The organism is Haliea sp. E1-2-M8 (assembly GCF_030649675.1).
Lineage (GTDB): Bacteria > Pseudomonadota > Gammaproteobacteria > Pseudomonadales > Halieaceae > Haliea.
Map to the genome: position 1 here is coordinate 1 of NZ_JAUTDR010000035.1, position 23,944 is coordinate 23,944.

Consider the following 23,944-nt stretch of genomic DNA (forward strand, 5'->3'; position numbering starts at 1 on the left):
TTGGCGATAACAAATCAACCAGATACGCCGCCTTTTTTCAAACCCTCAAACACCACTTTTGGTTATAGCTCGTCATGAAACCGTTCTTTGCTCCGACTGGACATACATGGAGGGCCGCGGGCCAGGCTCTTCATATTGGGATCTTCGTTTATCAATAAATAGATGGAAATCCCACATTTTGCATGGCTCGAATTACGGGGGTACGGTCAGACCTCAAAAAAAGCCCTATTCCGGTCGCGTACGTCCTCAGTCTGCCAATGATTAAGTGTGAAATAATAGTTTTTCAGAAGTAATATTCGACCTTCAATGCGATCGTCCTCAGTGCACTTGGAGCCTCTGCAGTAACCCCCTGGTCTCCCGGAGGCGCTCCAAATAAAGCACCAATCGGCGCGGCAGGTGGTCCGCTGAAGTCGGTTGCCACCTCGTCGGTGATATTCGTGCCGATCAGGCTGATTTTCCAGGTACCTGCAGCATCTGAGACACTGAAGTTCAAGTCAACGGTAGTGAGGCTGTCGGAAGGGAAGGTTTCATTGATCTGGCTTACCATATCGTCCCGATAACGAACAAACCCTCTTCCGGATAGGACCATATTAGATCTGATCATCGTCTCAAAGTTGAGGCCTATGGAGCTTGTCCACTTGGGCGCCTGTGCGAGAGTGGTATTGTCATTTGAGTTTGTCGCGTCGGCGTAAGTAACACCACCAGTCAGCCGCCACGTCTCATTCATTTGCCACTGCCCATCAAACTCTAAACCCTCGGTCTCAGCGTCAATATTTCGTGTTAAAAATTGTGCGCCGGCATCCGTCACGAGAAATGAGGTTTCCTGAAAATCATCCACCTCCGTATAGAATACGGAAATATTCAGATTGGCTACACCATCCAGTAGAGTCATTTTGGCGCCCATTTCATAGGTTTTCGCTTTTTCGGTCTCTACTCTTGCACCTCCATCATCCACACTCAGGGACGGATCTGCGGAAGTAACCTCCGCAGACTCTGCATAGCCTCCGGTCTTGCTGCCAACACCATAGGAAGCGTACGCCATGACATCGCTGGTTGCAGCAAACTGGATGCTGACATTTCCATTCAAAAACTCATCGCCAAATTCGAGCGGGGAATCGAAAGGAGGGTTGATTACAGAGTTCCATATTGTTACCGGATCGCCGCGGACTCTCTGAAATCGTGCGTCCTTTTGTTCATCCGTATAGCGCAAGCCCAAGGTGCTACGCCAGCGCTCGCCCATTTCATAGGAGATCTGCCCAAATGCCGACCAGGTCTCGACGTCCTGGGAAAAATTGTTCGTGAAGGGGCCGTTAAAAATTTGGCCAGTGGGCCCTGCGGGCGGAAAATTGGGGGTACGGAAGAACTGTTGTTCAGATGAATTCCAGTCGCTTTGAAAGTAAAACAACCCCGCCATATACTCGATCTTATTTCCGGCAGGTGACGTGAAACGCAATTCTTGGGACCATGAGTCAAAATCTTCATCGCGCTGGAAGTAAGTGCTATAGGGAGACACCGTACCAGGATCCAAGATAACATATGTTGTCTCATCAAATGCGTTGCCAAAATCAAAATCATCGAAGAACTGCAAATTGTAGGTAGCGTAGGAGGTGACGGACGTGAGGGTATGTTCGCCGATATCATAGTCGATCGTAAGCCCAGCGAGATCGGCCTCTGTATCATGAAAGCTTTCTCCGCCTGGGCATTCAGGACAAATGGCTGCCTTCTTGTCATCCAGCTTGCTCTCGCCGTAGATCCCCAATACATCGCTGCTGAAGTAATTTCCATTATCAATGAACTGAAAACCGTTTCCAGTTCGCTCATTTCTCGACGTCTGGAAAGACACGTTAACGAAAAGTCGATCCGTGGGATTGTAGGCGCCACTAGCGCGGACGGCCCAATCTTCATCCGCAGGCACATCTTCGCCGGTGAGGGTATTCTTCACCCAGCCTTGCTGGTCGACGTAGTGAGCTGCAAGCCGAAATGAAAGCGTATCGGAGGCTGGCAGATCCATTGCGCCATCAAGGGTCCAGCCGCCATTTTCGAATTCGCGGCTGACCTGCAGATTTCCACCGAACTCGTCACCAGGCTTCCTGGTCACTACACTGAGAGCACCAAGACTTGTGTTCTTCCCCAACAAAGTACTTTGCGTTCCTTTTATTACCTCGATTCTGTCCACATCGAAAAACGCAGATGAATACATGCGTCCTGAAGCAATGAACATCCCATTCAGAAATAGAGCTACTGACTGGTCGAAGGACTGAGTGCGCGCTGGAGTACCAAGCCCCCGGAGAGTTAGGGCGAGGCCATCATCGGGCGCGCGCGAAAAAACCATACCGGGCACCAGGTCGGCCAGCTTAAACAGGTTATCTACACCAAAGTCAGACAATGTCTCGCCAGTAAGGGCGTTCACCGTGATCGGGATGTCTTGCACTGACTGTTCTCGCTTTTGAGCAGTAACTACCACCTCCTCCAATGTAGCTGCCACTGATTCGGTACATGGGAGAACGACTATTAGTCCGGCCGCGGCAAAAAGTGTATTCTTATGCTTCTTCATAATGTGCTCCGCCCTCATTTTTTATCGTACGGTCGCCTTGGCCAAGAACCTAACAAACCGCTCACCGACATTCAGACCGCTCTCGTACTCCAGGAGGTCGGCCAGGTTCACTCAGCAGGCTTGTCGCGAGCCTGTTGCGCTCTGACAAGATGATTATTGAGTTGCTCTCGGAGTCTGTCGCGCTCTGCCGCGGTCCATGTTCGAAAACCTTCACCCGATTTAAAACCCAAACACCCTGCGCTTACCTGCTCCTGAAGATAGGGATTGGGACCCGCGCTACGATCAAGCTCGGGAATGATCGTCCTGTGGATATCGAGAGTAAGATCAAGCCCAACCATGTCCGCATTTTCGAGCGGCCCCAAAACTGCGAGACGAAGCCCGAAGCTATTCTTGACACAACGATCCAGAGTTTTCGCATCGCAAATACCCTCCGCCACCATTGCTATCGCCTCACGCCACAGTGCGTGCTGGAGGCGATTGGCCACAAATCCCGGTACGTCCTTTCTGACGTGAGCAGGCTCCTTGCCGACACTCGCCAGCAGAGCCATCGTCTCTAACAGAGTCTCCTCGCTCGTACTAATAGACGGTATGACCTCTACCAGCGGTACAAGATACGGAGGATTCCACCAATGCGTCCCGATCATCCTGTGCGCAGAGGCGAGTCCCTGGGTTATCCTTGAAATCGGAATGACCGAGGTGTTACTCGCAAGAATTGCAGTCTTTGGGGCAAGCCGCTCGAGATCAGCAAAAACCGATTGCTTGAGTTCCAGCTTCTCGGGAACCGCTTCTGTTACATAGTCTGCATTAGCGACGGCTGCTCCCAGTTTATCCGTGACACCGATATCGCCTGCAACAGAATCGTCCCGCCCAAGCGCTCTAAGCGAAGCTGCCACGCGCTCGTGCAATGAGTCGCGAACCTCACCAGAGGGCTCGAAGACTGAAACGCGGTAGCGCGCAGAGGCGAAAACCTGAGCGATGCCAGCACCCATAAACCCACCACCGACAACGACTATGTTTCTAATTTTCTTCATTTTGCGCTAGCCTGCGGTATAGCCGCCGTCAGCATAAACGACGTGGCCAGTGTGAAAATTTGACGCAGATGAACAAAGAAACAGCAGCGGGCCAGCGAGGTCTTCGGGTTCTCCCAACCTGCCAAGAGGCACTCGTGCGAGAAAGCCATTCCTGACCTTTTTGGCGTTCTCATTATCTTCAAACATCCAGGCCGTGACCGGAGAGCGAAACACTGTCGGTGCGATAGCGTTTACGGTAATCCTGTACTGGCCCCACTCACAGCCCAGCGCTCGAGTCATGCCATCGGTGGCAGATTTGGAGGTGCAATAGGCCGAATATCCAGCAGGATGGCCCAGCTTGCCTCGGGCCGATGAGGTAAACACAACCTTGCCGCCACGGCCCTGGGCAATCATTTGTCGTCCTACCGCCCTGGCAACTAACCAGGCGCCCTCTACATTCGCGAGCATCACTTTTTGAAACCGTTTCGGCTCCATATCCTGAATGGGTGAAATATCATTCATGCCCGAGGCGACAACGAGAATATCGATCCCACCAAACGCGCTTACGGCGGCATCGACTATCGCATCACAATTTTCCTCCGTGTCCGGTCTCCGGGACACCTCGACACATTCAACACCGCTCTCACCAAGTTGTTCTTTTAGTTCGCGCAGAGCATTGGCATTGCCAGCTGTGACAACAAGCTTGGCACCCGCCTCGGCTAAGGTAACGCAAGCAACCTGACCAAAGGATCCGGTAGCCCCCACGACGAGAGCGACCTTTCCAGACACGTCGAACAGACTTGAAACATCAATCGCGGGTAGGCTCATGACTGCTCCTGGTACGGCATGATTACAAGCATAGTTGCCACGTTATTACCTTCATTGGTTATCGCGCGCGACTCGCCGCCAGGGATGTAGCAGCTATCTAATTTGGAAAGCACATGTTTTTCACCCGAACCCAGAGTTATCGTGACCTCACCTTTGATAACCACGTAGATCTTTTCCAAGGAGCTCGCGTCCATTTCTGCTCCCCCTCCAGGCAAAAAATGGGAAAGCCCTGTCCATGCAAATTCGGCGGAGGACACTTCGAATCCCTGAAGCCGTAGTCCACGCATGTCAAAATGCCCCGGCGCATCATAGCGAGGAGCCTGGTCGAACCGCGTGATTTCCATAAAAAGTATCCTCGACTCTTGATTGCCCACCCCTACTCGGCGGATCCAGTTTCAATACGGAAATTTCCGGTAGGGTCTACTATTGCTACCAGTCGAACAATACAGCCATCACCTTTCTTCCAGCGCCACGGGAAAGCTGCGAACGTGACCCTTTTTCCCGCAACTTTATCGATGTCACCGCCAATATTTTCAAAGCCACAAATACCGTTGGATAGAATGAGGTTATGACAGGGCTCCCACTCGGGGAAGTCCTCCAGCACATCCCGCCCTGTCTCCGCCTTGTATTCGGCACAGACATCGGGCAATAGCCCATGTGGCGCACCTGGCCCGTGGGGCCCAATAGCTGTGGCCAGAGGATGATCAAGGGCCTGGGTGTCGTTGCCCGCCATTTTGACCTTCTTTTCCACAAACCACTCTCCGGCTTCCCGGCCGAAGCCTGGTGCATAGCCGTAATAATGCCTGTTGTCACCGTAGTATTTGTGCCAACCGGTATTCACGATAACGATGTCGCCCCCTCGAACGCTCGGCGTAGCATTATCCAGGTCTTCCCGGGTAATCAACTCCCACTTCTTCTTGGGAATATTCAAAACGACACCTGACCCGAAGAAATAGGGCAAAGGCACTTCGTCCATAAAAGGGGTCCCGGGCACCACGTGGGCCGGCGCATCAATATGCGTACCGGAATGCATCACCGTCGTAATGCGCTGGGTCAAAACCCCCGACTTCGACATACTGTGCAGGCGCTCTATTTTGACGTCTTCAAAATAGGGCCAACATGGCTGTCCGAGCCCCCAAGGATGACTTAAATCGTAAAATTCCAAACCCATCTTGTTCAGCAAGTTGCTTTCATCGAACTTGCACAGCGATTCATCGCGCCAATCACCCTCTTCCCAGCCTGGCATCACACACCTCTCTCTCATGGTTTACATAACATCGTATAGCGATATACTTGTACCGTAATATGATCTTATCGCAGCGAGTGGAAGTCAAGGCCTTGGGCGTCCAATTTTTTCGGTTCATCTCACTGGGTGCACCACTAGATTAAACCTGCCTGACTTTTTATGTACTCCTTTACAATACGGGTGTATTGTTTTATGGTTATTTTTTCTGGTTGGTTACTGGAGGCCCCAGCATGAAGAAAACCTACGGGAAGGTTGCTATTTCCTGTGCCATCACAGGCGCCATTCATACTCCCACCATGTCAGATGCTCTACCCTACAAACCCGAGGACATCATCCGGCAAGCGATAGAAGCGGCCGAGGCCGGCGCTGCGGTACTTCATCTTCACGCCAGGAACCCGAAAGACGGATCTGTATCGCTGGACCCCCAGCACTTCATGGGATTCGTACCGTCTATTCGGTCAAGTACCGATGCAGTGCTCAACATCTCTACAGGCGGCAGCCTCCTTACCAGTATTGAAGACAGGATCAGGCCCTCGGAGATGATCTCGCCAGAGATGAGCTCACTGAACATGGGTAGTATGAATTTTTCATTTCACGGGCTCGCCAGCCGTTACGAGACCTTCAAGTTCGACTGGGAAAAGGCTTACATCGAGAACTCAGACGCCTATATCTTTCGAAACACATTCAGGGATATCGCCCAGGTCGAGAAAAGTCTGGGGCAGGCGCATAACGTAAAGTTCGAGCATGAATGCTACGATGTCGGCCATCTTTATAACCTGAAGTTCTGCATGGATACGGGTTTGTTCAAGGCACCCGTTTTCATACAGTTCATCTTTGGGATCCTCGGTGGAATCGGCGCTGACCTAGATAACCTGCTTTTCATGAAACGTACTGCCGACAGACTTTTCGGCAATAACTATCAGTGGTCAGTCATGGCTGCAGGTTCGGCTCAGATGCCCTTTGCAACGCAAGCGGTAATGATGGGGGGTAATGTACGCGTGGGGCTTGAAGATTCGCTCTTCATTGAACGCGGAAAGCTCGCAACCTCTAACGCCGAACAGGTTTTCAAGGTGAGACGACTGATCGAGGAACTGGGTTACGAGGTCGCGACACCAGAAGATGTCCGTGAAATGCTAGCTCTCAAGGGATCTGACAAGCTCGCCATTTAGGCTCGGTATACACGTTATCTCCCCAATGCAGATCAGGGTCGTTTACCTGAGTCGACAGGATGCAGACCCGCAGCAAGATCCCCATGCAGCCAGCTACTCAGAGTCGGCGTTACCAGGCTTCATCGCCTGGCCGCGCCGACTGTAATACACAGACAGCAGGTAGAAGACAACACCAAAGCCTCCTACGCCCAACATCCATACATCAGTATGATCCATCAATTATCTTCTCTCATCAGTTTCAGGACTTTCCACAGTATCTCCGCCACTACAACAATCGCGAAGATCATGCCCCCAGCGATTAACAAGAGTTCCAGCGCAAGACTCATGGGCTTGTTCTCATCTGAGGGACTTCAGGATGCGTACCTGCAAACAATGCCGGCTTCGTATTCTTGGCCAGGCCGAAACAGACAATGGTCGAGGTAAACGCAAAGACCACACTGATATGAGCGTTTTCAAGAGGTGCCAATGCCGGCATGGCGGAGGCAATGACATGCCTTAGCGGACCAATCGACCATGCGCAATTGACGAGCCAGGCCCCGAACACAACCACAAAGGCAGCAGCGGTACTACGCTTCCAAAAAAGGCCAGCAACAATGACAAAAAACAGTGGCGCCAGCCAAGCGAAGAGCCAGGTGATTGCACTAATCACGTTGGGGTGGTTAAAGAAGGTGAGTGCCGCCGCGAGCGCACCAACTATCAGGATGACGCGTTGAATGAGGCGATGCTCCTGACTCAGCGACAGCCCTCCCTCTATATTCGCCCCTACGATGTCTTTGGTAAATATAGTTGCGGGAGCCAGAGCGGACATCGCAAATGTCGATAACAATGCGCCGAGGAACCCGGCCTGTAGCAACACAACCAGCCAGGTTGGAAGAAGCTGGACAACCATGGTAGCGGCCGCGAGCTTTGGACCCAGTTGGGCAAATTCCGGAATGGTTGCTGCAGCCAGCCCGCAAAGTACCGGAAAGACACCAAACAGGCCGTTGATTGGAGCCGCTATCCAAAGCGATCGCCGGATAACAGTCTCGTTCTTGGCGGAGATCGCCGCCGCCATACCCTGTTGGTTCACAGACTGTGAAAACACCACGGAAAATACCGCAGCCAGCGCGAAGCCTACCATGAGGTCCGGAGTGCCGAAGACACTCAGTTTGTATGCTTCGCCACTGACAACGTAGTGTTCCCGGACACCTTCCCAACCTTCTGGGAGCACAAAGCCCAAGTAGATGCCCGCCATAATGATGGAAGCGTACATCACCACAGCGTTCACCAGGTTCACCCACATGGTTTGCTTGATTCCGCCAAAAGTCACATAGGCTGTGCCCAGAACAGCGCCGAGCACAGCGGACCAGCCCAAAGACCATCCACTGATTGCCGAGATACCAATGCCCAGGGTTTGCGTTTCCAGAGTGACCAGACCAAAAACCACCATGGCAGCGATACACGCTACATAGCTTCGCATTTTTGGACCGTACATACGTCCGACAAGTTCGGGGATGGTTGCGCAACCGAGCCGACGCACCCACGGGCCGGTTCCAAGGCAAATTACACATATAAGAATTGTGTGCGCAAAGCAAAACCAAAGGGCGACGGCGCCCAGTCCAAAGGACATCTCCATCAATCCGTAGACATGCGCTGACCCGAGATAGGTGATGGCCAGTGTCACCGACAACATCGCCAAACCCGCGTTTCTTCCGCCGGTAGCTAGATCCGTTAAGTTACCCGAAACTTTTTCGCGCCAGGCAAGATAACAACCAATGCCGCCAATCACAGCGACGTTGTAGACAAGGACTAGCGTAAGCACGGGATTCACGAGCTTCCCCCTGTGTCAGAGAGATAGCCGCAGGAAAGCATGGATAAGCAGAGGACGACAGTAACTCTGTTCATTTATTAGAATACTCCAGCAACCGCTTCGACGCTGATCGAGTATGCTGATAACCTGCCTTTATGTCAATACAGTTGAACCACAATGCGGAACAGACGGAGACCAGTGATAGCGTTCTAGTTCTCGATTTGCTCGATGATCTCCGAGCGACACCTTAGTAGTGCAGCCTGAAGTTCGCGCTTGCTGTGCTTGAAACGAACTGTAGGCACGGGGATAGAAATTGCGTAGAGCGTACCTCCGGGCTCCTGAAGTGCGGCACCGACCGCACTCACGCCTTCCAGGTGCTCCTCATGGTCATGCGCCACCCCGGCTTTTCGGATTTTCGCCAGCTCCTTCAGCAGCTCATCCAAGTCAGATACGGTGGCAGCGGTATGTTGCTCAAGCGCCTTATGCCCTAACAGTTTGCGAACCTCACCGTCACTCAACGTCGCCAGCATAGCCTTACCACTTGCCAAACAATGGAGCGGAAATGCTTCGCCGACCGGCGAAACGATATTAAGTCGCGCCGATCCCACCACCTGATCTACAAACACCGTCCGCTTCTTCTGCATCTCCGAGACGTCGACAGTCTCACCTGTCTCTTTTGACAGCTGGGCAATATAGGGTCTAATGAACTCCACAAAGTTGAAGCTGGAGTTGCTCGCCATACGCAGAATTGCGGGCCCCAGTTTCACTCGCGATGTCGGCGACGCACCAATGACAAAGTGCTCTTCCGCCAGGGCATCGACAATTCGCTGCACTGTGGAGCGAGAAAGATCGGTCGCCTTCGCAATCTGCCCAAGACTCAAGCCGTCAGTCTCATTCTCCAATGCCCGGAGGACTGACGCCGCTCTTGCAATGACTTGAATACCTTTCCTCGGGGCATTTAACTTTTCTAGTGCCACAGCTTTCTCACTGGCGAATAACAAAGGTCAACTGTACTATATCGTGATACTCTATTCGTGCCTAGTCTTGTCCGTCACGGCATGCACTTTAGGTCGGCTCAACTCATATGCGTTTCCTTGCTCTTGGAAAAGTTCATCATAGTGTCCTGATCACGAAGCAAGAACAGCGTGAAGCAAGCCGCTAGCATGGGGAGAGATCCAAAGTACAGCAGCTGATGAATTTCATAAGGGGGCAGCAATCGTGAAAACGATGCAATGGTTGTTACCGAATGGGCTATTAAGACCACGCCATAAGTAAGCGTTTTGAAGAGACCCGCCAAAAAGGCCAGCAGCAAGATGAATTCCATAATACCGAGAGAGGTTAGCAGCGCCCGGGAGACATCAACATGATAATAATGCCCAATCATCACACTGTTGTGTTGGAAGTTCAGAATCTTGTCCAACGTCCACGCCATGAAGACTACAAATACTCCGAGGCGTAGTGCCAGTAAACAAATCCGAACTCGGGTATCGAGGCTCAAGGTCTAAAGACTGAGCGGTACGTCAATACACAACCGCTGTTCTGCCTAGGACCCGGCACGGGCACACTCCGCAGGCACGCGCGAAGCACGTTCAGCTATAACTATGCCCGTCGTGGCGGCAAACTCGTTCCATCGAGCTACCATTTCTGCTGTTTTCTCAGGCATGGTCGCAGACAGATTAGTTGTTTCTCCCGGATCGGCGTCAAGATCGTAAAGCTCCCAGCTTTCGTCGCCGTAGGGTATTGGAAGCCTCACGATCTTCCATTGATTGAACTGCAGCCCTTGGCGTCTGTGAACGCTAAACCCATACGGTTCGTCGTGTTGAAGGCGTTCAGTCTGATTTTGAAGATATGCCATCATCGACTTACCTACTGGCGGAAAGACACCTCTGTCGACAGCGATCTTATCAGGATCCGGAATACCCGCCGCATCAAGGAAGGTGGGAAGAATATCCAGTACCGACGCAAAATCGCGTTTAACCACACCTCGCTCTTCAGAGCCGGGCAGTCGAATGATGGCTGGAACACGGATTCCACCTTCGGTCGTCATGCCCTTGTGAAGTCTGAATGGAGCACTACCCACCTCGGCCCACGCGGCGCCATACGAGACGAACGACGTGGAAGTCCCCATATTCTCGAAGCGGTTGTCAAAGTTCGCATCCAAAAACTCAGACTCCTCGCCCATTCCGCGCTCCGGTCGAGCATCGGCACCATTATCGGAGATAAAAACGATCAAGCTATTTTCATACACACCGACGGCCTTTAGATGGGCTATAAGTCGACCGATATGCTCATCAAGAGCATCTACCATGCCTGCGTAGAGCTCCATAGAATGTTCCTGCCGACGACGTTCAGCTGATGACAGTTCGTCCCACGGCTCATTGCAACCACTGCCGCTATTAAATTTAACACCGGCCTGTACGATCCCCTTGTCCCTCATCCGCTCAAGGCGCTCTGCTTTCAAAGCACTGTAGCCCTTCGAATATTTCCCGCGATACTTGTCACTGTAGCGCGAATCAACTTGCAGCGGCCAATGTGGAGCCGTATAGGCGACGTATCCAAAAAACGGCTGCTCGGGCGCCTGCAATGACTTGTCGATATACTCAATTGCACGATCTGTATAGTAGGATGTAGAATAAAAATCCTTGGGTAAGGTCACCGCCCGTCCATTCTCGCTGTAAGGGATAACAGGCAACTTGGGATTGATTCCCGTCTGATCGTAATGGCCACCGGCGCCCGGGAGCATCGCAAAGGAGTCAATAAATCCGCGCGCCTGGGGCCCTTGGGATGGCTCCATCCCCAGATGCCATTTACCAGCCATAAACGTGTAGTAACCGCCATCCCGCATGAGCTCAGGAAGCGACAGCACTCTCTCGTTCATGTAGCCTTCATAGCCCGGCTTATCACCTGGTTCGGAGCGGTCCATTCGGCCATGGCACCAAGCCCAGCCTGATGATTATAGGTACCCGACATAATCATGGAACGGGTCAGCGAACAGCTAGGAGCAGCGTGGAAGTTGGTAAGCCGCATACCCTCCGCTGCGAGTTGGTCCAAATGAGGCGTCTGGATTTCCCCCCCAAAAGAACCAAGATCAGAATATCCCAGGTCATCAGCTACAATGAGCAGGATGTTTGGCCTGCTTTCCGCGCGATCATGAATCACCGCTTTAGTGCCAGTGTCGGGTGACGCGCTTGACGAGCTCGCCGCAAGACATCCCGCTAGGACTATCGAAACGCTAACCGCCTTGAATTTGTACATTCGTTTACCCCGGCCTACTTACCGGTTCTCTGCAAAGCGGAGAACCGGTAGGTCAATCCTACTCAACTGAAAATCCCATCACACCAGGACTTAAGTTCTCGAGTCAATCCCAACGATAGCCAACTGTTACGCCGTAGGTGCGGGGCGCTCCAACATTGACCGTGCGGCAGCCACAAGCAAATGGCGGGTTGATCAACTGGCCAGTAACATACTCCTTATCCGTTAGGTTCTGGGCAAATACATCAGCGAACCACTTGTTGGTGTTGTAGCGAACACGAGCATTAACCAGGCTGTACGCATCCTGCGTGTCAAAGTCGGTATTGGCACGATCAAAATAGGTATCCGATCGATAGGACCAATCAACGCGGAAGATAAGTTCATCCTGACCGACCATGGCGGTATATTCAGCGCCTACGTGTGCTGTCCACTCCGGCGCATAGTTGAGTGTCTTCCCGGAGAAATCCTGTGTCGGAGGCGGCACTTCGACAAGATATTCATCATAGGTGGCGTCAAGGTGCCCCACTGAAGCGTCTACATGAAATGCCTCGGTGATAAGAAATTCGGTCTCAGCTTCGAGGCCCCAGATAGTGGACTGCGCGGCATTGTCCGTCAGGGGTCCGTCTCCCGTCAACCGGAAGACCTGGAGATCCGAATAGTCGTAGTAAAACGCGGTCAGGTTTAGTATGAATCTGTCATCGTAAAATTTGTTCTTGGATCCAACTTCATAGGCATCGACGAACTCTGGTTCATAGGGAACCTGCTCATCGCCCTCCAGGACGCCGCCGTTAAAATCAAAGCCTCCAGATTTATACCCATTGGAAACACTTGCAAACAACATATTATCGTCACTTAGAGCGTAATCAACGCTAACTCTGTAAGTTAACTCAGAAAAATTGGCCTCTGCGGTTGACGGGGGCAGTGGCCCCGTAGCACCTCTTCCCATGAACAGGAAGTTATTGGTCAAATCTATCTGGCCACCGGTTGGCCTGTCCTGCTGCTTCTCGTCCCAAGTTTGCCGAAGACCAACAGTCACTGAGGTCCTTTCGCTCAGATCGTAGGAGAGCTGTGCGAAAAGAGCATACGAATCGACCTCGTGTAAAGCGATCCGATCCTGGGCAGCGCCGCCCCCGCCCGGCACGGCCCCCGGAGGAAGTGGCGTTGTCAACGGCAATAAACCAGCAGGCGTTGAGGTGTTGAACGTTTCCGTTAGCTCCTCGTGATAGTAGAATGCACCGAGTATCCAATGGAACCGGGATTCACCCTGCGAGATCAGGTTGAACTCCTGGCTATACTGCTCTGCCTCATTCAGCCGATACCGCGTCTGTATAGGTAGCTCGGAGTTGTCTGAGTCTACAAGGATTTCGTTATCATTGGTTTGAAAAGAGCTTATCGACTTGAGGAGAATTCCCTCCGAGACCATAAAATTCGCCTCGAGATCAATACCCTCAATCGTCTGATCGAGAAACTCTGGGGCGTCTCTCCTGATATCACGAAGCTCCGTGGGCCTTGACAAGATCGGGTCACCAGCCGCAGTAGTGCCGAGTCCATAAAGATCCGCAATGATAGGTGCTCCGGGCGGAGGCAGCGGACCACTGGAAACACCCACGAGGTAACCAGCCGGATAGCCCGTTGCCGTCGGGGGTATGTCGTCGCCCAGATAGGTTGAACCCGGCCCAATTGAATCAAAGTCTGAACGATACGCGCGAAGCAGGATTTCATTGCCGGACTCAGACTCCCATAGGAATTGCAGACGTCCACCAAGGCTATCCTTGTCGTCTGAGTCACGGCCGTTAAACAGATTGTCGTAGAAGCCATCGCGTTTATCGGAGAATAGTGCCAATCGTGCGCTGATACTGTCGGTAATTGGGCCATTGATGATGGCGCGGAACCTGCGGGCGTCGTAGTTTCCTATAGCCAAATCAACTGATGCTTCAAACTCCCTGCTTGGACGCTCGGTAATGATATTGATGGAGCCGCCGGTAGCGTTTCGTCCGTAGAGGGTTCCTTGGGGGCCGCGTAGCACCTCAACTCTGGCGATATCAAAGATATCCCCTGCGGCGACAGAGTTGCGCCCGACATAAACGCCATCGATGTGGACAGCGACACCGGGATCACCACCACCCACCAAAGTTTCCGTGCCAATACCACGCAGCGTGACACGTGCAACGTTCTGTCCTGCAGACTGTACTGAGAAGTTAAGATTCGGAGTCGCTTCCTGAATACCCTGAAGATTACTAAATCCGCGCAGATCCATATCGTTTTGCGAAAACACCGTAACGGAGAGTGGAATATCCTGTACTCCCTCTGCTCGCTTGGTCGCGGTTACGACGACCTCTTCCAACACCCCTTGTGCGGATACGGTGGATGGGGTGGTCCCGAGAGCAATCATAGCTCCAGCGGCCGAGGCGCTCAAGAGTCGATTAAAAGTTCGATTCATAATTTTTCCCTTACACCTGTTTCTGATTATGGTTAGCCTATGCAAGTCAGGAGAACGACATACTTGACTATGTGCTCAGCGTGATAATACCAATACATGAATCGTATTCCAATGTGACTGTATCACTATGTGAGATCTTTTTAACTTCCACTAAATCCATCGTCACAGCTCCTACCTTCCGTCTGGGTCACGTTTCCGATGCAAACTTTTGCGTCTGGATAAAGCGAACTTAGTAGGCCTGTTATGAACTACCCGGAGTTCGGCGCGCGAGCAGCTTCTACAAGAAGACTACGTGATCAGATAGTATGGGAACGTTGCTCAGAGCTTGGGGAACGAAGGAAGCCGGCTATTTATTGTTTTGGAAATTGCGCGAGAAGTAAGCTTTAGCTGCTCAACTATTTCGACCTCGCGCGCTGCCGATATCCGGCTTGCCGGCATGACCACGGAGATGGCTGCTACCGGTTTTCTCAAGCGATCAAAAATCGGGACACCTATGGCGTAGATGCCGGAATAAAGCTCCTGATTATCAATGGAGTAACCCTGCTTGTTGAATTCCACCAGGCGGGATAGTAACGCTGCTTTCGACGTAATGGTACGTTCTGTATAGCTGGGAAGCTGTTCCGGGATCAAGCGATCTACGCGGTCATGACTGACGAACGCAAGTATTGCTTTCGCACCCGCCGGCGCGTGAAGAGGCAACACATCATCAGGGCCCATAGCGACTCTGAGAGGATTGTGACTCTCGGCAAGATAGCAGGCGACCGTTTTACGCTCTACCCATACCTCGAGACTCACCGTCTCCGCCACGACGTCCCGCAACCTGTCTACGTGCGGCTGTGAGATCGCGGTGAGCGCATTGATCAACTGCCCGGTCTGGGATCTTCCCAGCCGATACGCCAAAGGACCCAGGTAATACTTTCTAGTTTCATCATTCTGCGAAACCATGCCGTAATCAAGTAGCGTAGCGAGTATGCGGGATACCGTAGCTTTGTGGATACCGGTTAGGTTGCTTACCTCGACAGTGCCCACTTCCCTGTCAACGTCCGCAAAAGAAACAAGAATCTCCAGTGCCTTCTCAATGGCGCTCAGCCTGTCCTTGCTCTGGTGCTTCATCAGGATTCTCCACAGCAATTGAAGCGCTATCAGTCTCTGCGCTTTGGTCGCCACTGAATTTAACCTGATCGGGAGATATTTCACAGCCAGACAGCAATGACATTAGTAATATAAAAAGCGCCAGTGCAGAAGCTGAACACTGGCCTAAAATCCTGAACCACCCCGCAGTCAAACCACCACAATACACCATATTGCTAACCCCAGGATGTTGTCGGCAGCATCGCCTTGCCCGGGGTCAGGGTTATGGCATCTACAGGACAGCTCAGGCGACATAGATGGCAAATCTGGCAATCCTGCTGATAAGCGATAAACGCCTGATTGGACGCAGGATCCATACGAATGACGTCAGTCGGACAGGCCTTGACGCAATTTTCACATCCAATGCAACCGTGAATTCTGTCGATAGGCATTGCTTAACCTCACCCTTTAGATCGAGAAACGTTGATTACGCAGATATTCGTCTTCTCCCGGGAATACTCTGGGGTAGTTTTCACGGTAGGAATTTGAGGAACTAGGTTTCCACTTCTCCGGCAACATCTGCTTGCCCATGTTCATCTCTCCTCCTTTCTGCTGGACTGTCACCCAACAGAACCAATCCTTATCGTTGCGCACCGGGAAATCCTCACGGAAATGCGTACCCCGACTCTCCTCACGATAGAGCCCAGCACGCAACTTCATCTCAGCATTAAGTAGCATGTTCTTGACCTCATGGGCCATCCGCAGTTCATGGCCATCCCGCGCAATCATGCGAGGCACACAGTGCTTACGCAAAAATTCGATCGATGCCAGTGCGCCGTCTAGCCTTCGCCGTTCCTTAATATACAGAACGTGGAATGGCGTCATTGTATTTTGCAGGGTCACGGTGAGCCACTCGGGACTGTAGCCTTCGGCATTTTCCCGGGGGGCCCACATGTTTCGAACCGCGGCTTCAATTTTCTCGGATCTCACCTTCGGTGGCGGGTTTGACTTCACAAAGTTGACGGCACTTCTTGCCGCTCGTCGACCCTGGATGGCGGATCCATAGGATGAAAAGCCACGGCCCGGATATAACGATCCGCACAGCATTGATCCAAGAGCATCACCCGCCGCATACAAGCCTTCCACACCATCCGCTGCGCAAGAGTAATCTGAGGACAAGATTCCCTCACTCTTGTGCACACCCATGCCCGCAGTCGCACCACCAACACGGTGACCCAGTTTCTCACCATCCCCCTCTTCAGATGGAGCTTCCGGCGGCCCCCCCATATCCAGATGCAGCCCGGGAGTTCTAAGGTAACCTTTGCCCAGGTACTTACGATTTCTTTCCCTTTCCTCCGCCCCGGGCGGAGGTGCGCCCGGCACGGGCGGCGGTTCACCGCCAGGGCCAACACCTAGCCTGCGATCCACACCATTCTGATAAACATTCAGAGCATTACCGAGAGTCAAACCACCTTCAAGCTTGTTCGGAGGACCCACCATCACATAGGCACCCTTTACCTCCTGTGCCCATTTCCAGCCCTCATAGGCTGCCGCCGGGGCGAACGCAAAGGTGGGGTGCGTATCGTGAAATTCTTTTCCCACGATAGTTGCTCCGGCCTCGTAGGCCATAGCGTCTCCATCAAAGGTTTGGCCCCAGATAGGGAACCCAGGGCTTTTGTAGGAACCGGCACCGGTACAGAGCACTACTGCCCCCGCGTTTAATACCACGGCTTTGGACGCTTCTCTGGAGTCATCATAGGTGAACCCTACCGCACCGGCGACGCGACCATCATCGTCTTTCAGCAAAGAGGTAACCATCGTCCTTTCTACAAAGGCCACACCTGCGGCTTCAAGCTCGCTGCGAAAAACCCTGGTACCCCGCTCAAAAGGTTTGGTCTCGTGGGCTCCCATCGCCTGGAGCTCATAGAAAATATCGAGGGACTCATCCATAAAAATATCCAGCCATACTCGATCATTCACGTACTCGGTGTTCATGGCAAGATTAAGGTGCCATTCATCGCGATCATAGATCTCTGCATCGAAGGGCCGACTGTCTGAAGCCCACGGTGACATACCCGACCAACCCACTACGCCCTTGTCAACCATGATGACGGACAGGCCATTCTTTCTGGCTTCAAGCGCCGCAAATGTACCGGCGAAGCCACTACCTATGATCAGCAGATCACTGGAGTAAGTGGACTTGGGCGCTTCCGCCATCGAGGTCCGCCCAGGATTGAGTATCAGTGGCGCTGAAAGCGCGGCTGCTGTAAACATACCCGCTTTCAAGACGTCTCGGCGTGATATGCCTTCTTCAATAGCTTTATCTCTATCTGACATTTTCGTAATTACCTCTCCCGAGCATCAGGGCCGGGCAGCATGCAACGCGGACTGAATCCATGTGCTGAGCCAACATCAAAAACCGAGTTGCTCGTACAATATACGGTCTCTGGGGACCGACAGTGAAAGCAGGGCTGATTCTACAGCCTTCACCATGATTGGTGGCCCACAGATGTAAAAGTCCCAGGTGCCAGCATCCGGATGACTAGCAATCTTTTCCAGCACATCACGATTGATATAGCCGGTGTGTCCGGAAAACTCCTCCGGCGGCTTCTCCAGCACCAAAATAGACTCCATATCCAACTGGCTTTGAATTGACTCTATTTCGGTCAGGAAAGACATCTGTTCGATTGTGCGGTTGCCGTAAATCAAACGAATGGGCCGCTCATCTTTTTGATCACAAAGTTCGCGCAGTATGCCCATAATTGGACCAATCCCCGCGCCGCCGGCGATTAGCACCACTCCTCGTGCATTGCGGGCGTTTTGCGTAAACACGCCATGCGGTCCATCGACCCAAACACGCTGACCGGGCACCAATTTCCCCAATTGGCGGGTGTAGTCTCCCAATTCACGAATGACATAACTTACTTTAGGCAACGATTTCCGCGTGGTCGCGATCGAAAAAGGATGCTCATTGCGAGCAAAAACGCTGGGGGAGGTACTAATCCACGTGAACTGTCCGGCGTCGAAGTCGAAGGGAAAATTACCCTCTTTCTCGATCGTTAAATACCAGTCACTCTCGCTTCCTTTCGCACAGTCCACCACGCGAAATGGCTGCCTGGCCACTTTGCGAGGCCGGACAAAATACACGTAAAGCACCATGCCGACTGCAAGCACACAAAGGGCGATCCACAGCGTGTCAAACCAGGCGTTGTAACGCCCATGACGGCCTACTGTCACAGCGTGATGGGTAGCGAGAATAATAATCGCCACAAACCCGGCCGAATGCGTATAACGCCAACTTTCATAGGAGAGACCAGTTCTCTCTTTAAAAACAGCCATCAGTACCCAAACCAACATCAGGCACCATGCATACATGCCTGTCGATGTTTCCGGACGCGTAAAAAGATCCCAGGTGTCACTGAGCGCAAACGACGGCGCGACGAAAAACCGCGGTGCCACTATCAAAAAGGGATGCAACAGGATCAGATAACCGAGAAACTCGCCCATCCGGGTGTGCAGCCGCATCGTGTTGTCAACGCCGGCATGACGCGCTACGGCATCCACTCGCGCGGTGAGAAAGAACTGGAAGAGCATCATACTAAGACCAACAATACTTAAAAGTTGGACCAACTCCTCATATACCCCCCGCACCGCGAGGCCTTCAACATACGACAGTGCCCACGGCAACAGGACGGCTGCAAAGTATAGGCAACTTAACATGCCGAACGACATCGGTGAGCGCTTGACGGGCAACATCGGTAATGCAGTGACTACAGTGCTGGAAGAGGCTGCCATAGGACGTTACTTATAGCTACGCTTGGTGATAGAGATACAACATGAAATTAGCATAGCTGTACGAATGTTCTACCGACAATATGGTCGTCTCACTACACGAGACGATGGCTATTAAAACCCGGCTGGACAATACTGGCCCAGGGGACTGGGCAAGCACGTACTTAAGCCCGGGATTATCATAGCGCCTTTGGATCACCCTGCAGTGTCGCTTCACGACTTATCGATCTAGTCGACATCACCCCAGGCTCCATGCACCTTGCCCTCCGGCAGAACAACTCCATTCTGTTCCGCATAGGATTCCCAGAGTTCCAGCATGTGAGCAAAGCGCTCGGGGTTTGAATCGGCCAAATCCTGCGTCTCGCCAGGATCGAGGTGTACGTTGAACAGTTCCCACTGGTCAGATCCATTGGGCCCAGCCACCCGCGTCAGCTTCCAGTCGCCGGCTCGTATCGCTCTCCCGCCGAAAATTTCCCAGCCCAGAATTTCGTCGACTTCACGAATACGATCTGAACGGCCAGCGAGCAACGGTAGTAGAGAGGTTCCATTGCCAACGTGCCCAGCAGATGACGGAAGAACCTTTGTTTCAGCAACATCAAGTAGTGTTGGATACAAGTCGCGGACGGTAGTGACACTTTGCTCAATGCTACCCGGTGATGAGACTCCAGGCCCGGCGATCACCAAAGGCGCGCGAATTCCTCCCTCCGTAGTGTGCGCCTTCCACAGCCGGAAAGGCCCCATGCTCGCCTGTGCCCAGCCGGGCCCAAGGTATACATATGAACCGCGGCGCCCCATCGCTTCATAGCTATGATCAAAGTTCCGCTCCACCCAATCGTCGCCGCCAATCGTGAAGCGCCGATTACCCTCCGCTCCGTTGTCCGACATCACCAACACGATGGTGTTATCGAGTTCTCCAATGCGCTCGACATAAGCCAGAACGCGCCCGACGTTTCTGTCGACCAGGTCGACCATTGAAGCGTAGATTTCCATCCTTCGGGCTTGGGTTTTTCTAAGGTCTTCAGCCAGTGAATCCCATTGAGGCACTACAGGAGGACGTAAAGAGGTAGTGGATGGGCCCGAAAGAATGCCGAGCTGCCTTGCCTTCCTGATCCGAAGCTCTCGCAGCTCCTCATAGCCTTCGTCATAAACACCTTGGTACAGGTCCAGCGCATGATCCGGGACCTGTAACGGCCAGTGGGGCGCCGTATATGCCAGATACATGAAGAAAGGCTTGTCCGGATCGCGGTGATTCGATAGATAGGATATCGCCTCGTCAGTGTAGAAATCTGTCGAGTAGAATCCGTCGGGCAGCTCTTCAACGAGTACTCCGTCTTCGCGATACAGAGCCTCGGGAAACTTGCTGGTTAGACCCATCTTGTCTGAGAAGTGGCTGCCGCCGCCCAGAAGCAACGCGAAGGATTTTTCGAATCCGCTGGCTGCGGGGCTCTTCTCCTCCGTCAACCCAAGATGCCATTTGCCAAGCATGTAGGTATTGTATCCAGCGTCTTTCACGACCTCAGCCAGGGGCCTCACGCGTTCGTTCAGGTAACCCTCGTAGCCTGGCTTTCCCCTCTGGTTTGGCGCGATGTGCTCAAGCATTGTTCCGTGGCCTGAGACATGATGATCAAGACCTGATAGCAGCATTGATCGTGTTGGCGCGCAGTTCGGCGAGACGTAGAAGTTGGTGAAGCGCGTACCCCTCCGAGCCAGGTTATCGATATTCGGGGTCCTGATTTCCCCTCCAAAACTGCCGAGATCCGTGTACCCCAGATCGTCAATTACTATAAGCAGTATATTCGGCCTGTTGTGTTGATCAATAGTCGTCGCCCCAGCCGTCGAAGCCGTGGCCCCTGACGACCAGACGATGCCCGCGAACAGAGCGGCCAGGTGGATGCCGCCGATGGTCTTCATTAATGCAAGCATCGCAGTCATCGCATCAAAACCGGTACATGGCTTGCAGATACAGCTCTCGTGGGCGAGCAACATTCACGAATGCACTCCCACTGTCTGATTGTGTTCTGCCAATTGTCGAGTAGGTCTTATCTGTCAAGTTGCGAGCGCCAATTGCCAACTCCCACGTCTCGTCAGATGCAATGTATGAGACTTTGGCGTTAACCTTGGAGTAGGCCTCCTGGAAATTAAGCGGGCTGTTCTCGATGGTGAAGAACTGATCATCAGTGTAAACCCAGTCGACTCGGCTGTTGATCAGTGCGCCTCCCGCAAGATTGACCGAGTAGTTGGCGCCAATTGCCGCCTGTATTTCAGGGGTATAGGGAAGCTCGTTGTCTGCTGTGATGAAGCCAGCCACATTGTCCGCCCCGGTGGCGAGCTGTCCGCCCGTAACTTTTTTGAGGTCGGCGTCGAGTAGCCCCAACGACAGATCGAAGCGCAGATTGTCTGTTGCGACCCAGTTTGCTTCCAGCTCGAGTCCTTTGATGGTCGATTCGCCTAGGTTTGAGGTGTTTGGCGCGCCATTAAGCAGAGGATCGCTGAACTGAATCTGCATGTCGCTGTAATCCGCTGAAAATATTGCTGCGTTGACCCTGAACCTATTGTCCGCAAAAGTAGCCTTAAGCCCAACCTCGTAACTATCAACAAATTCGGGCCCGAACTCGACCGTGTCAAGAGGTGGAATTCCGACAGGAAGCCCGGGAAACCGTACCGGCCAGCCCCCATCACGGAAACCATCTGCAAACTGCACGTATACCATGCTGGTATCGCTTAAATCATAGGACAAATTGATCAGGATGTTTGTTTCCTCGAGTTCCAGCGAATCGCTCTCATTAATGGTTATCCAAGGGTTTTCCCGAGATCCTCGGAACAGGCCCAGCTCGATGTCCTTGGTGTTTTCCGTATACCGTGCACCCAGCGTCAAATGGAGAGCCTGCGTAAAATCGTAGTTTATCTGACCGTAAATTGCAGTGGACTCATTATCAATATCACGGTTGACTTCCTGAAGAAACGGCAGCGTTGGTGCCGCCGGTGGCGCGCCGGCCGGTGGCAGCATGGGCGCTACGAGGGAGATGGTCTGCCTACCACTTTCCTCGAAGTAATACAGACCGGCAACATAGCTAATCTTATCCATTGATTCACCAGTGAACTGGAGCTCATAGGACATTTGATCCTGGGAAAATTCATCATTGTTGTTGTGAAAAATGATAAACGGTGTGAAATCGTTGTCGTTAAAAAAATCTGCATCCATATCTTTATAGGCGGAGGTCAGCGTCAGCGTACCCACGCTGGTCTCCAAGCCCAGAACCATGGAAACCCCTTGTTGCTCTAATTGTTGCTCGGGCGTGATAAAGTTGCCAGAAGAATCGACCCAGCGAGAGTTGACTTTATCCATTCCCATGACGTGGGCGCTCCCCATACAGTCAAGACTGGTGTTCACTAACGCCTGATTCGAGCAGGTTTCGGTATCAGGAGAAACGAATTCCGCAGGCGGAGGTGGCAACGGAGCATTCGGATTTGGCGCATTTCGGCCTGTGTTGAACCTGAAGGCGCTCGGCATCGTTGAACGGTTATCGCCCTGCACATTACCCGATCCAGGATTTAGTGATACATTCCCCAGTGCCACCGGCACGATTGCGGCCGGAGGATCATTCCGCTCGGATCGCTCTATGGCGAAATCCGCATAAAATGCGTCCGTTGGCTCCCAACGCAACGCCAGCCTTGCGCCCCAGGTTTCCTCGCCCCCCAATTTCAAATCGTCGTATTGAACCGCATCGACATACCCTTCTCGTTCACGGTAGAAGCCACTTGCTCGGACTGCAGCTGTGCTTGACAGCGGCACGTTGATTGCGCCTTTGGCAAAAACCAGGTCTCGCTCACCCACCATCAGGCTCAAGCGCCCGCTGCTTTCGCGTGGGTCAGGTTTTTTGGAGATAAGATTTATTGCCCCTCCAATCGAGTTCCGCCCGAACAGAGTCCCTTGTGGACCACGCAAAACCTCTACTCTCTCCAGATCAAGCAGATCGGTCATAGAGCCCAGCATTCTACCCATATAGATACCATCGACGTACATGCCAACAGCGGGGTCATTATTGATGTTGAAATCGCTCTGGCCAATTCCACGGATAAACACAGTAGGCGTTGCAGACATGCCGCTGGTAGCGCCGCCAGACTCGAAGTGAACGTTCGGTGCAGACGCCGCAATGTCCGTGACGTCAACCGCACCCCTATTCTCAAGTTCTCGAGCCGTAAACGCGGTAACTGCCAGGGGCGCATTCTGTAGTCCTTCCTCCATCTTCCGCGCCGTGATCACGACTTCCTCGAGAGCAAAGCGGTTTGTGCCTTCCTGGGCGTAGGCGGCGGGGACCGAAGCAGTAGCCGCCATGAATGCACAACAGATTCGAGTGTGATTGCTGAACATATCTGAATGCCTCTATTTATGGTTTATGCAGTGGATTCGTTGACGAGGCTAGCAAACTCTATATGTCAATGCAACTGTATCACTTGGTAATACATTATGAAAGTTAAGGTAAAAGGCAGTTCGGCACCTTCGATAGGGCTGAGGCCGTTGTTCGCGGGAGACCATTTATAAACCGCCCCTGTTGACCGCCCCAGCAGGGCGTCAGCGAACGATTTGCCCGTGAAGCATGGGGATGGTTACAAGGAGCAAGCCACCGTCGAGTGAGGCGACGCTGTTGGCGTCCATCGCCTCTGGCGTGAGGATACCCGGACCAGCTAATGTAGGGCCGCTCACCGCTGGCCTCCACGTCGAAGGCTTCGATCGCCTCGCAGCCGCCATGGCTGACCATGTAAACGCTGGCGAGGTCCGGCCCCACGGCACG

Annotated in this window: 18 protein-coding genes; 1 reads left to right on the forward strand and 17 read right to left on the reverse strand. The window is 52.7% G+C overall.

Going from position 1 to position 23,944, the window contains the following annotated elements; all coding sequences use genetic code 11:
* Nucleotides 1–283: 283 nt before the first annotated feature.
* The 5 genes from Q6D67_RS19760 to Q6D67_RS19780 all read right to left on the reverse strand — a co-directional run bounded on the left by Q6D67_RS19760 (nucleotide 284) and on the right by Q6D67_RS19780 (nucleotide 5,638).
* Nucleotides 284–2,554, reverse strand: coding sequence for a TonB-dependent receptor (locus tag Q6D67_RS19760; protein ID WP_304707398.1), 2,271 nt, complete (start codon nucleotides 2,552–2,554; stop codon nucleotides 284–286).
* A 107-nt stretch (nucleotides 2,555–2,661) separates the two neighbouring features.
* Nucleotides 2,662–3,585 (reverse strand): 3-hydroxyacyl-CoA dehydrogenase family protein, encoded by a 924-nt coding sequence (locus tag Q6D67_RS19765; RefSeq protein WP_304707399.1) that lies wholly within the window; start codon nucleotides 3,583–3,585, stop codon nucleotides 2,662–2,664.
* 6 nt (nucleotides 3,586–3,591) lie between these two features.
* Entirely contained in the window at nucleotides 3,592–4,392 is an 801-nt protein-coding gene (locus tag Q6D67_RS19770) for an SDR family NAD(P)-dependent oxidoreductase (RefSeq protein ID WP_304707400.1), read from the reverse strand.
* Entirely contained in the window at nucleotides 4,389–4,736 is a 348-nt protein-coding gene (locus tag Q6D67_RS19775; protein WP_304707401.1) for a cupin domain-containing protein, read from the reverse strand. The genes Q6D67_RS19770 and Q6D67_RS19775 overlap by 4 nt, the downstream gene beginning before the upstream one ends.
* Nucleotides 4,737–4,768: 32 nt before the next feature.
* Nucleotides 4,769–5,638 carry a cyclase family protein gene (locus Q6D67_RS19780; protein ID WP_304707402.1) on the reverse strand — a complete coding sequence of 290 codons (870 nt, stop codon included), beginning with the start codon at nucleotides 5,636–5,638 and terminating at the stop codon, nucleotides 4,769–4,771.
* Nucleotides 5,639–5,868: 230 nt separating this feature from the next.
* On the opposite strand from Q6D67_RS19780, the gene Q6D67_RS19785 reads away from it, so the two are divergent.
* Complete coding sequence (locus tag Q6D67_RS19785; RefSeq protein WP_304707403.1) at nucleotides 5,869–6,807, forward strand: 3-keto-5-aminohexanoate cleavage protein; 939 nt, start codon at nucleotides 5,869–5,871, stop codon at nucleotides 6,805–6,807.
* Between the two features lie 322 nt (nucleotides 6,808–7,129).
* On the opposite strand, the gene Q6D67_RS19790 is transcribed toward Q6D67_RS19785, so the two are convergent.
* The 12 genes from Q6D67_RS19790 to Q6D67_RS19835 form a co-directional block, all read right to left on the reverse strand.
* On the reverse strand, nucleotides 7,130–8,617 hold the full coding sequence (locus Q6D67_RS19790) for a sodium:solute symporter (RefSeq protein ID WP_304707404.1): 1,488 nt from the start codon (nucleotides 8,615–8,617) through the stop codon (nucleotides 7,130–7,132).
* A gap of 188 nt (nucleotides 8,618–8,805) precedes the next feature.
* A complete protein-coding gene (locus Q6D67_RS19795) occupies nucleotides 8,806–9,573 on the reverse strand; it encodes an IclR family transcriptional regulator (RefSeq protein ID WP_304707405.1) in 768 nt (255 codons plus the stop codon).
* 98 nt (nucleotides 9,574–9,671) lie between these two features.
* Nucleotides 9,672–10,016 (reverse strand): hypothetical protein, encoded by a 345-nt coding sequence (locus Q6D67_RS19800; protein WP_304707406.1) that lies wholly within the window; start codon nucleotides 10,014–10,016, stop codon nucleotides 9,672–9,674.
* A gap of 123 nt (nucleotides 10,017–10,139) precedes the next feature.
* Entirely contained in the window at nucleotides 10,140–11,519 is a 1,380-nt protein-coding gene (locus tag Q6D67_RS19805) for a sulfatase-like hydrolase/transferase (protein ID WP_304707407.1), read from the reverse strand.
* Nucleotides 11,471–11,851, reverse strand: coding sequence for a sulfatase-like hydrolase/transferase (locus Q6D67_RS21945; protein WP_370552002.1), 381 nt, complete (start codon nucleotides 11,849–11,851; stop codon nucleotides 11,471–11,473). Before Q6D67_RS21945 ends, Q6D67_RS19805 begins: the two co-directional genes overlap by 49 nt.
* Nucleotides 11,852–11,954: 103 nt before the next feature.
* Nucleotides 11,955–14,288 (reverse strand): TonB-dependent receptor, encoded by a 2,334-nt coding sequence (locus tag Q6D67_RS19810; protein ID WP_304707408.1) that lies wholly within the window; start codon nucleotides 14,286–14,288, stop codon nucleotides 11,955–11,957.
* Between the two features lie 318 nt (nucleotides 14,289–14,606).
* Nucleotides 14,607–15,401 carry an IclR family transcriptional regulator gene (locus Q6D67_RS19815; protein ID WP_304707409.1) on the reverse strand — a complete coding sequence of 265 codons (795 nt, stop codon included), beginning with the start codon at nucleotides 15,399–15,401 and terminating at the stop codon, nucleotides 14,607–14,609.
* Between the two features lie 194 nt (nucleotides 15,402–15,595).
* On the reverse strand, nucleotides 15,596–15,811 hold the full coding sequence (locus tag Q6D67_RS21950) for a ferredoxin family protein (protein ID WP_370552003.1): 216 nt from the start codon (nucleotides 15,809–15,811) through the stop codon (nucleotides 15,596–15,598).
* A 16-nt stretch (nucleotides 15,812–15,827) separates the two neighbouring features.
* Nucleotides 15,828–17,696, reverse strand: a complete 1,869-nt coding sequence (locus Q6D67_RS19820; RefSeq protein WP_304707410.1) for an FAD-binding protein — start codon at nucleotides 17,694–17,696, stop codon at nucleotides 15,828–15,830.
* 75 nt (nucleotides 17,697–17,771) lie between these two features.
* Nucleotides 17,772–19,154, reverse strand: coding sequence for a ferredoxin reductase family protein (locus Q6D67_RS19825; protein ID WP_304707411.1), 1,383 nt, complete (start codon nucleotides 19,152–19,154; stop codon nucleotides 17,772–17,774).
* A 225-nt stretch (nucleotides 19,155–19,379) separates the two neighbouring features.
* Complete coding sequence (locus Q6D67_RS19830) at nucleotides 19,380–21,137, reverse strand: arylsulfatase (RefSeq protein WP_304707412.1); 1,758 nt, start codon at nucleotides 21,135–21,137, stop codon at nucleotides 19,380–19,382.
* A complete protein-coding gene (locus tag Q6D67_RS19835; RefSeq protein ID WP_304707413.1) occupies nucleotides 21,088–23,523 on the reverse strand; it encodes a TonB-dependent receptor in 2,436 nt (811 codons plus the stop codon). The genes Q6D67_RS19830 and Q6D67_RS19835 overlap by 50 nt, the downstream gene beginning before the upstream one ends.
* Between the last annotated feature and the right edge of the window lie 421 nt (nucleotides 23,524–23,944).

Coding starts and splice junctions, on each gene's coding strand:
- Q6D67_RS19825 (WP_304707411.1), bottom strand. CDS start 19,154: ATGGCAGCCTCTTCCAGCACTGTAGTCACTGCATTACCGATGTTGCCC.
- Q6D67_RS21945 (WP_370552002.1), bottom strand. CDS start 11,851: ATGTACAAATTCAAGGCGGTTAGCGTTTCGATAGTCCTAGCGGGATGT.
- Q6D67_RS19770 (WP_304707400.1), bottom strand. CDS start 4,392: ATGAGCCTACCCGCGATTGATGTTTCAAGTCTGTTCGACGTGTCTGGA.
- Q6D67_RS19805 (WP_304707407.1), bottom strand. CDS start 11,519: ATGGACCGCTCCGAACCAGGTGATAAGCCGGGCTATGAAGGCTACATG.
- Q6D67_RS19820 (WP_304707410.1), bottom strand. CDS start 17,696: ATGTCAGATAGAGATAAAGCTATTGAAGAAGGCATATCACGCCGAGAC.
- Q6D67_RS19830 (WP_304707412.1), bottom strand. CDS start 21,137: ATGTTGCTCGCCCACGAGAGCTGTATCTGCAAGCCATGTACCGGTTTT.
- Q6D67_RS19815 (WP_304707409.1), bottom strand. CDS start 15,401: ATGAAGCACCAGAGCAAGGACAGGCTGAGCGCCATTGAGAAGGCACTG.
- Q6D67_RS21950 (WP_370552003.1), bottom strand. CDS start 15,811: ATGCCTATCGACAGAATTCACGGTTGCATTGGATGTGAAAATTGCGTC.
- Q6D67_RS19785 (WP_304707403.1), top strand. CDS start 5,869: ATGAAGAAAACCTACGGGAAGGTTGCTATTTCCTGTGCCATCACAGGC.
- Q6D67_RS19760 (WP_304707398.1), bottom strand. CDS start 2,554: ATGAAGAAGCATAAGAATACACTTTTTGCCGCGGCCGGACTAATAGTC.
- Q6D67_RS19810 (WP_304707408.1), bottom strand. CDS start 14,288: ATGAATCGAACTTTTAATCGACTCTTGAGCGCCTCGGCCGCTGGAGCT.
- Q6D67_RS19775 (WP_304707401.1), bottom strand. CDS start 4,736: ATGGAAATCACGCGGTTCGACCAGGCTCCTCGCTATGATGCGCCGGGG.
- Q6D67_RS19765 (WP_304707399.1), bottom strand. CDS start 3,585: ATGAAGAAAATTAGAAACATAGTCGTTGTCGGTGGTGGGTTTATGGGT.
- Q6D67_RS19780 (WP_304707402.1), bottom strand. CDS start 5,638: ATGCCAGGCTGGGAAGAGGGTGATTGGCGCGATGAATCGCTGTGCAAG.
- Q6D67_RS19835 (WP_304707413.1), bottom strand. CDS start 23,523: ATGTTCAGCAATCACACTCGAATCTGTTGTGCATTCATGGCGGCTACT.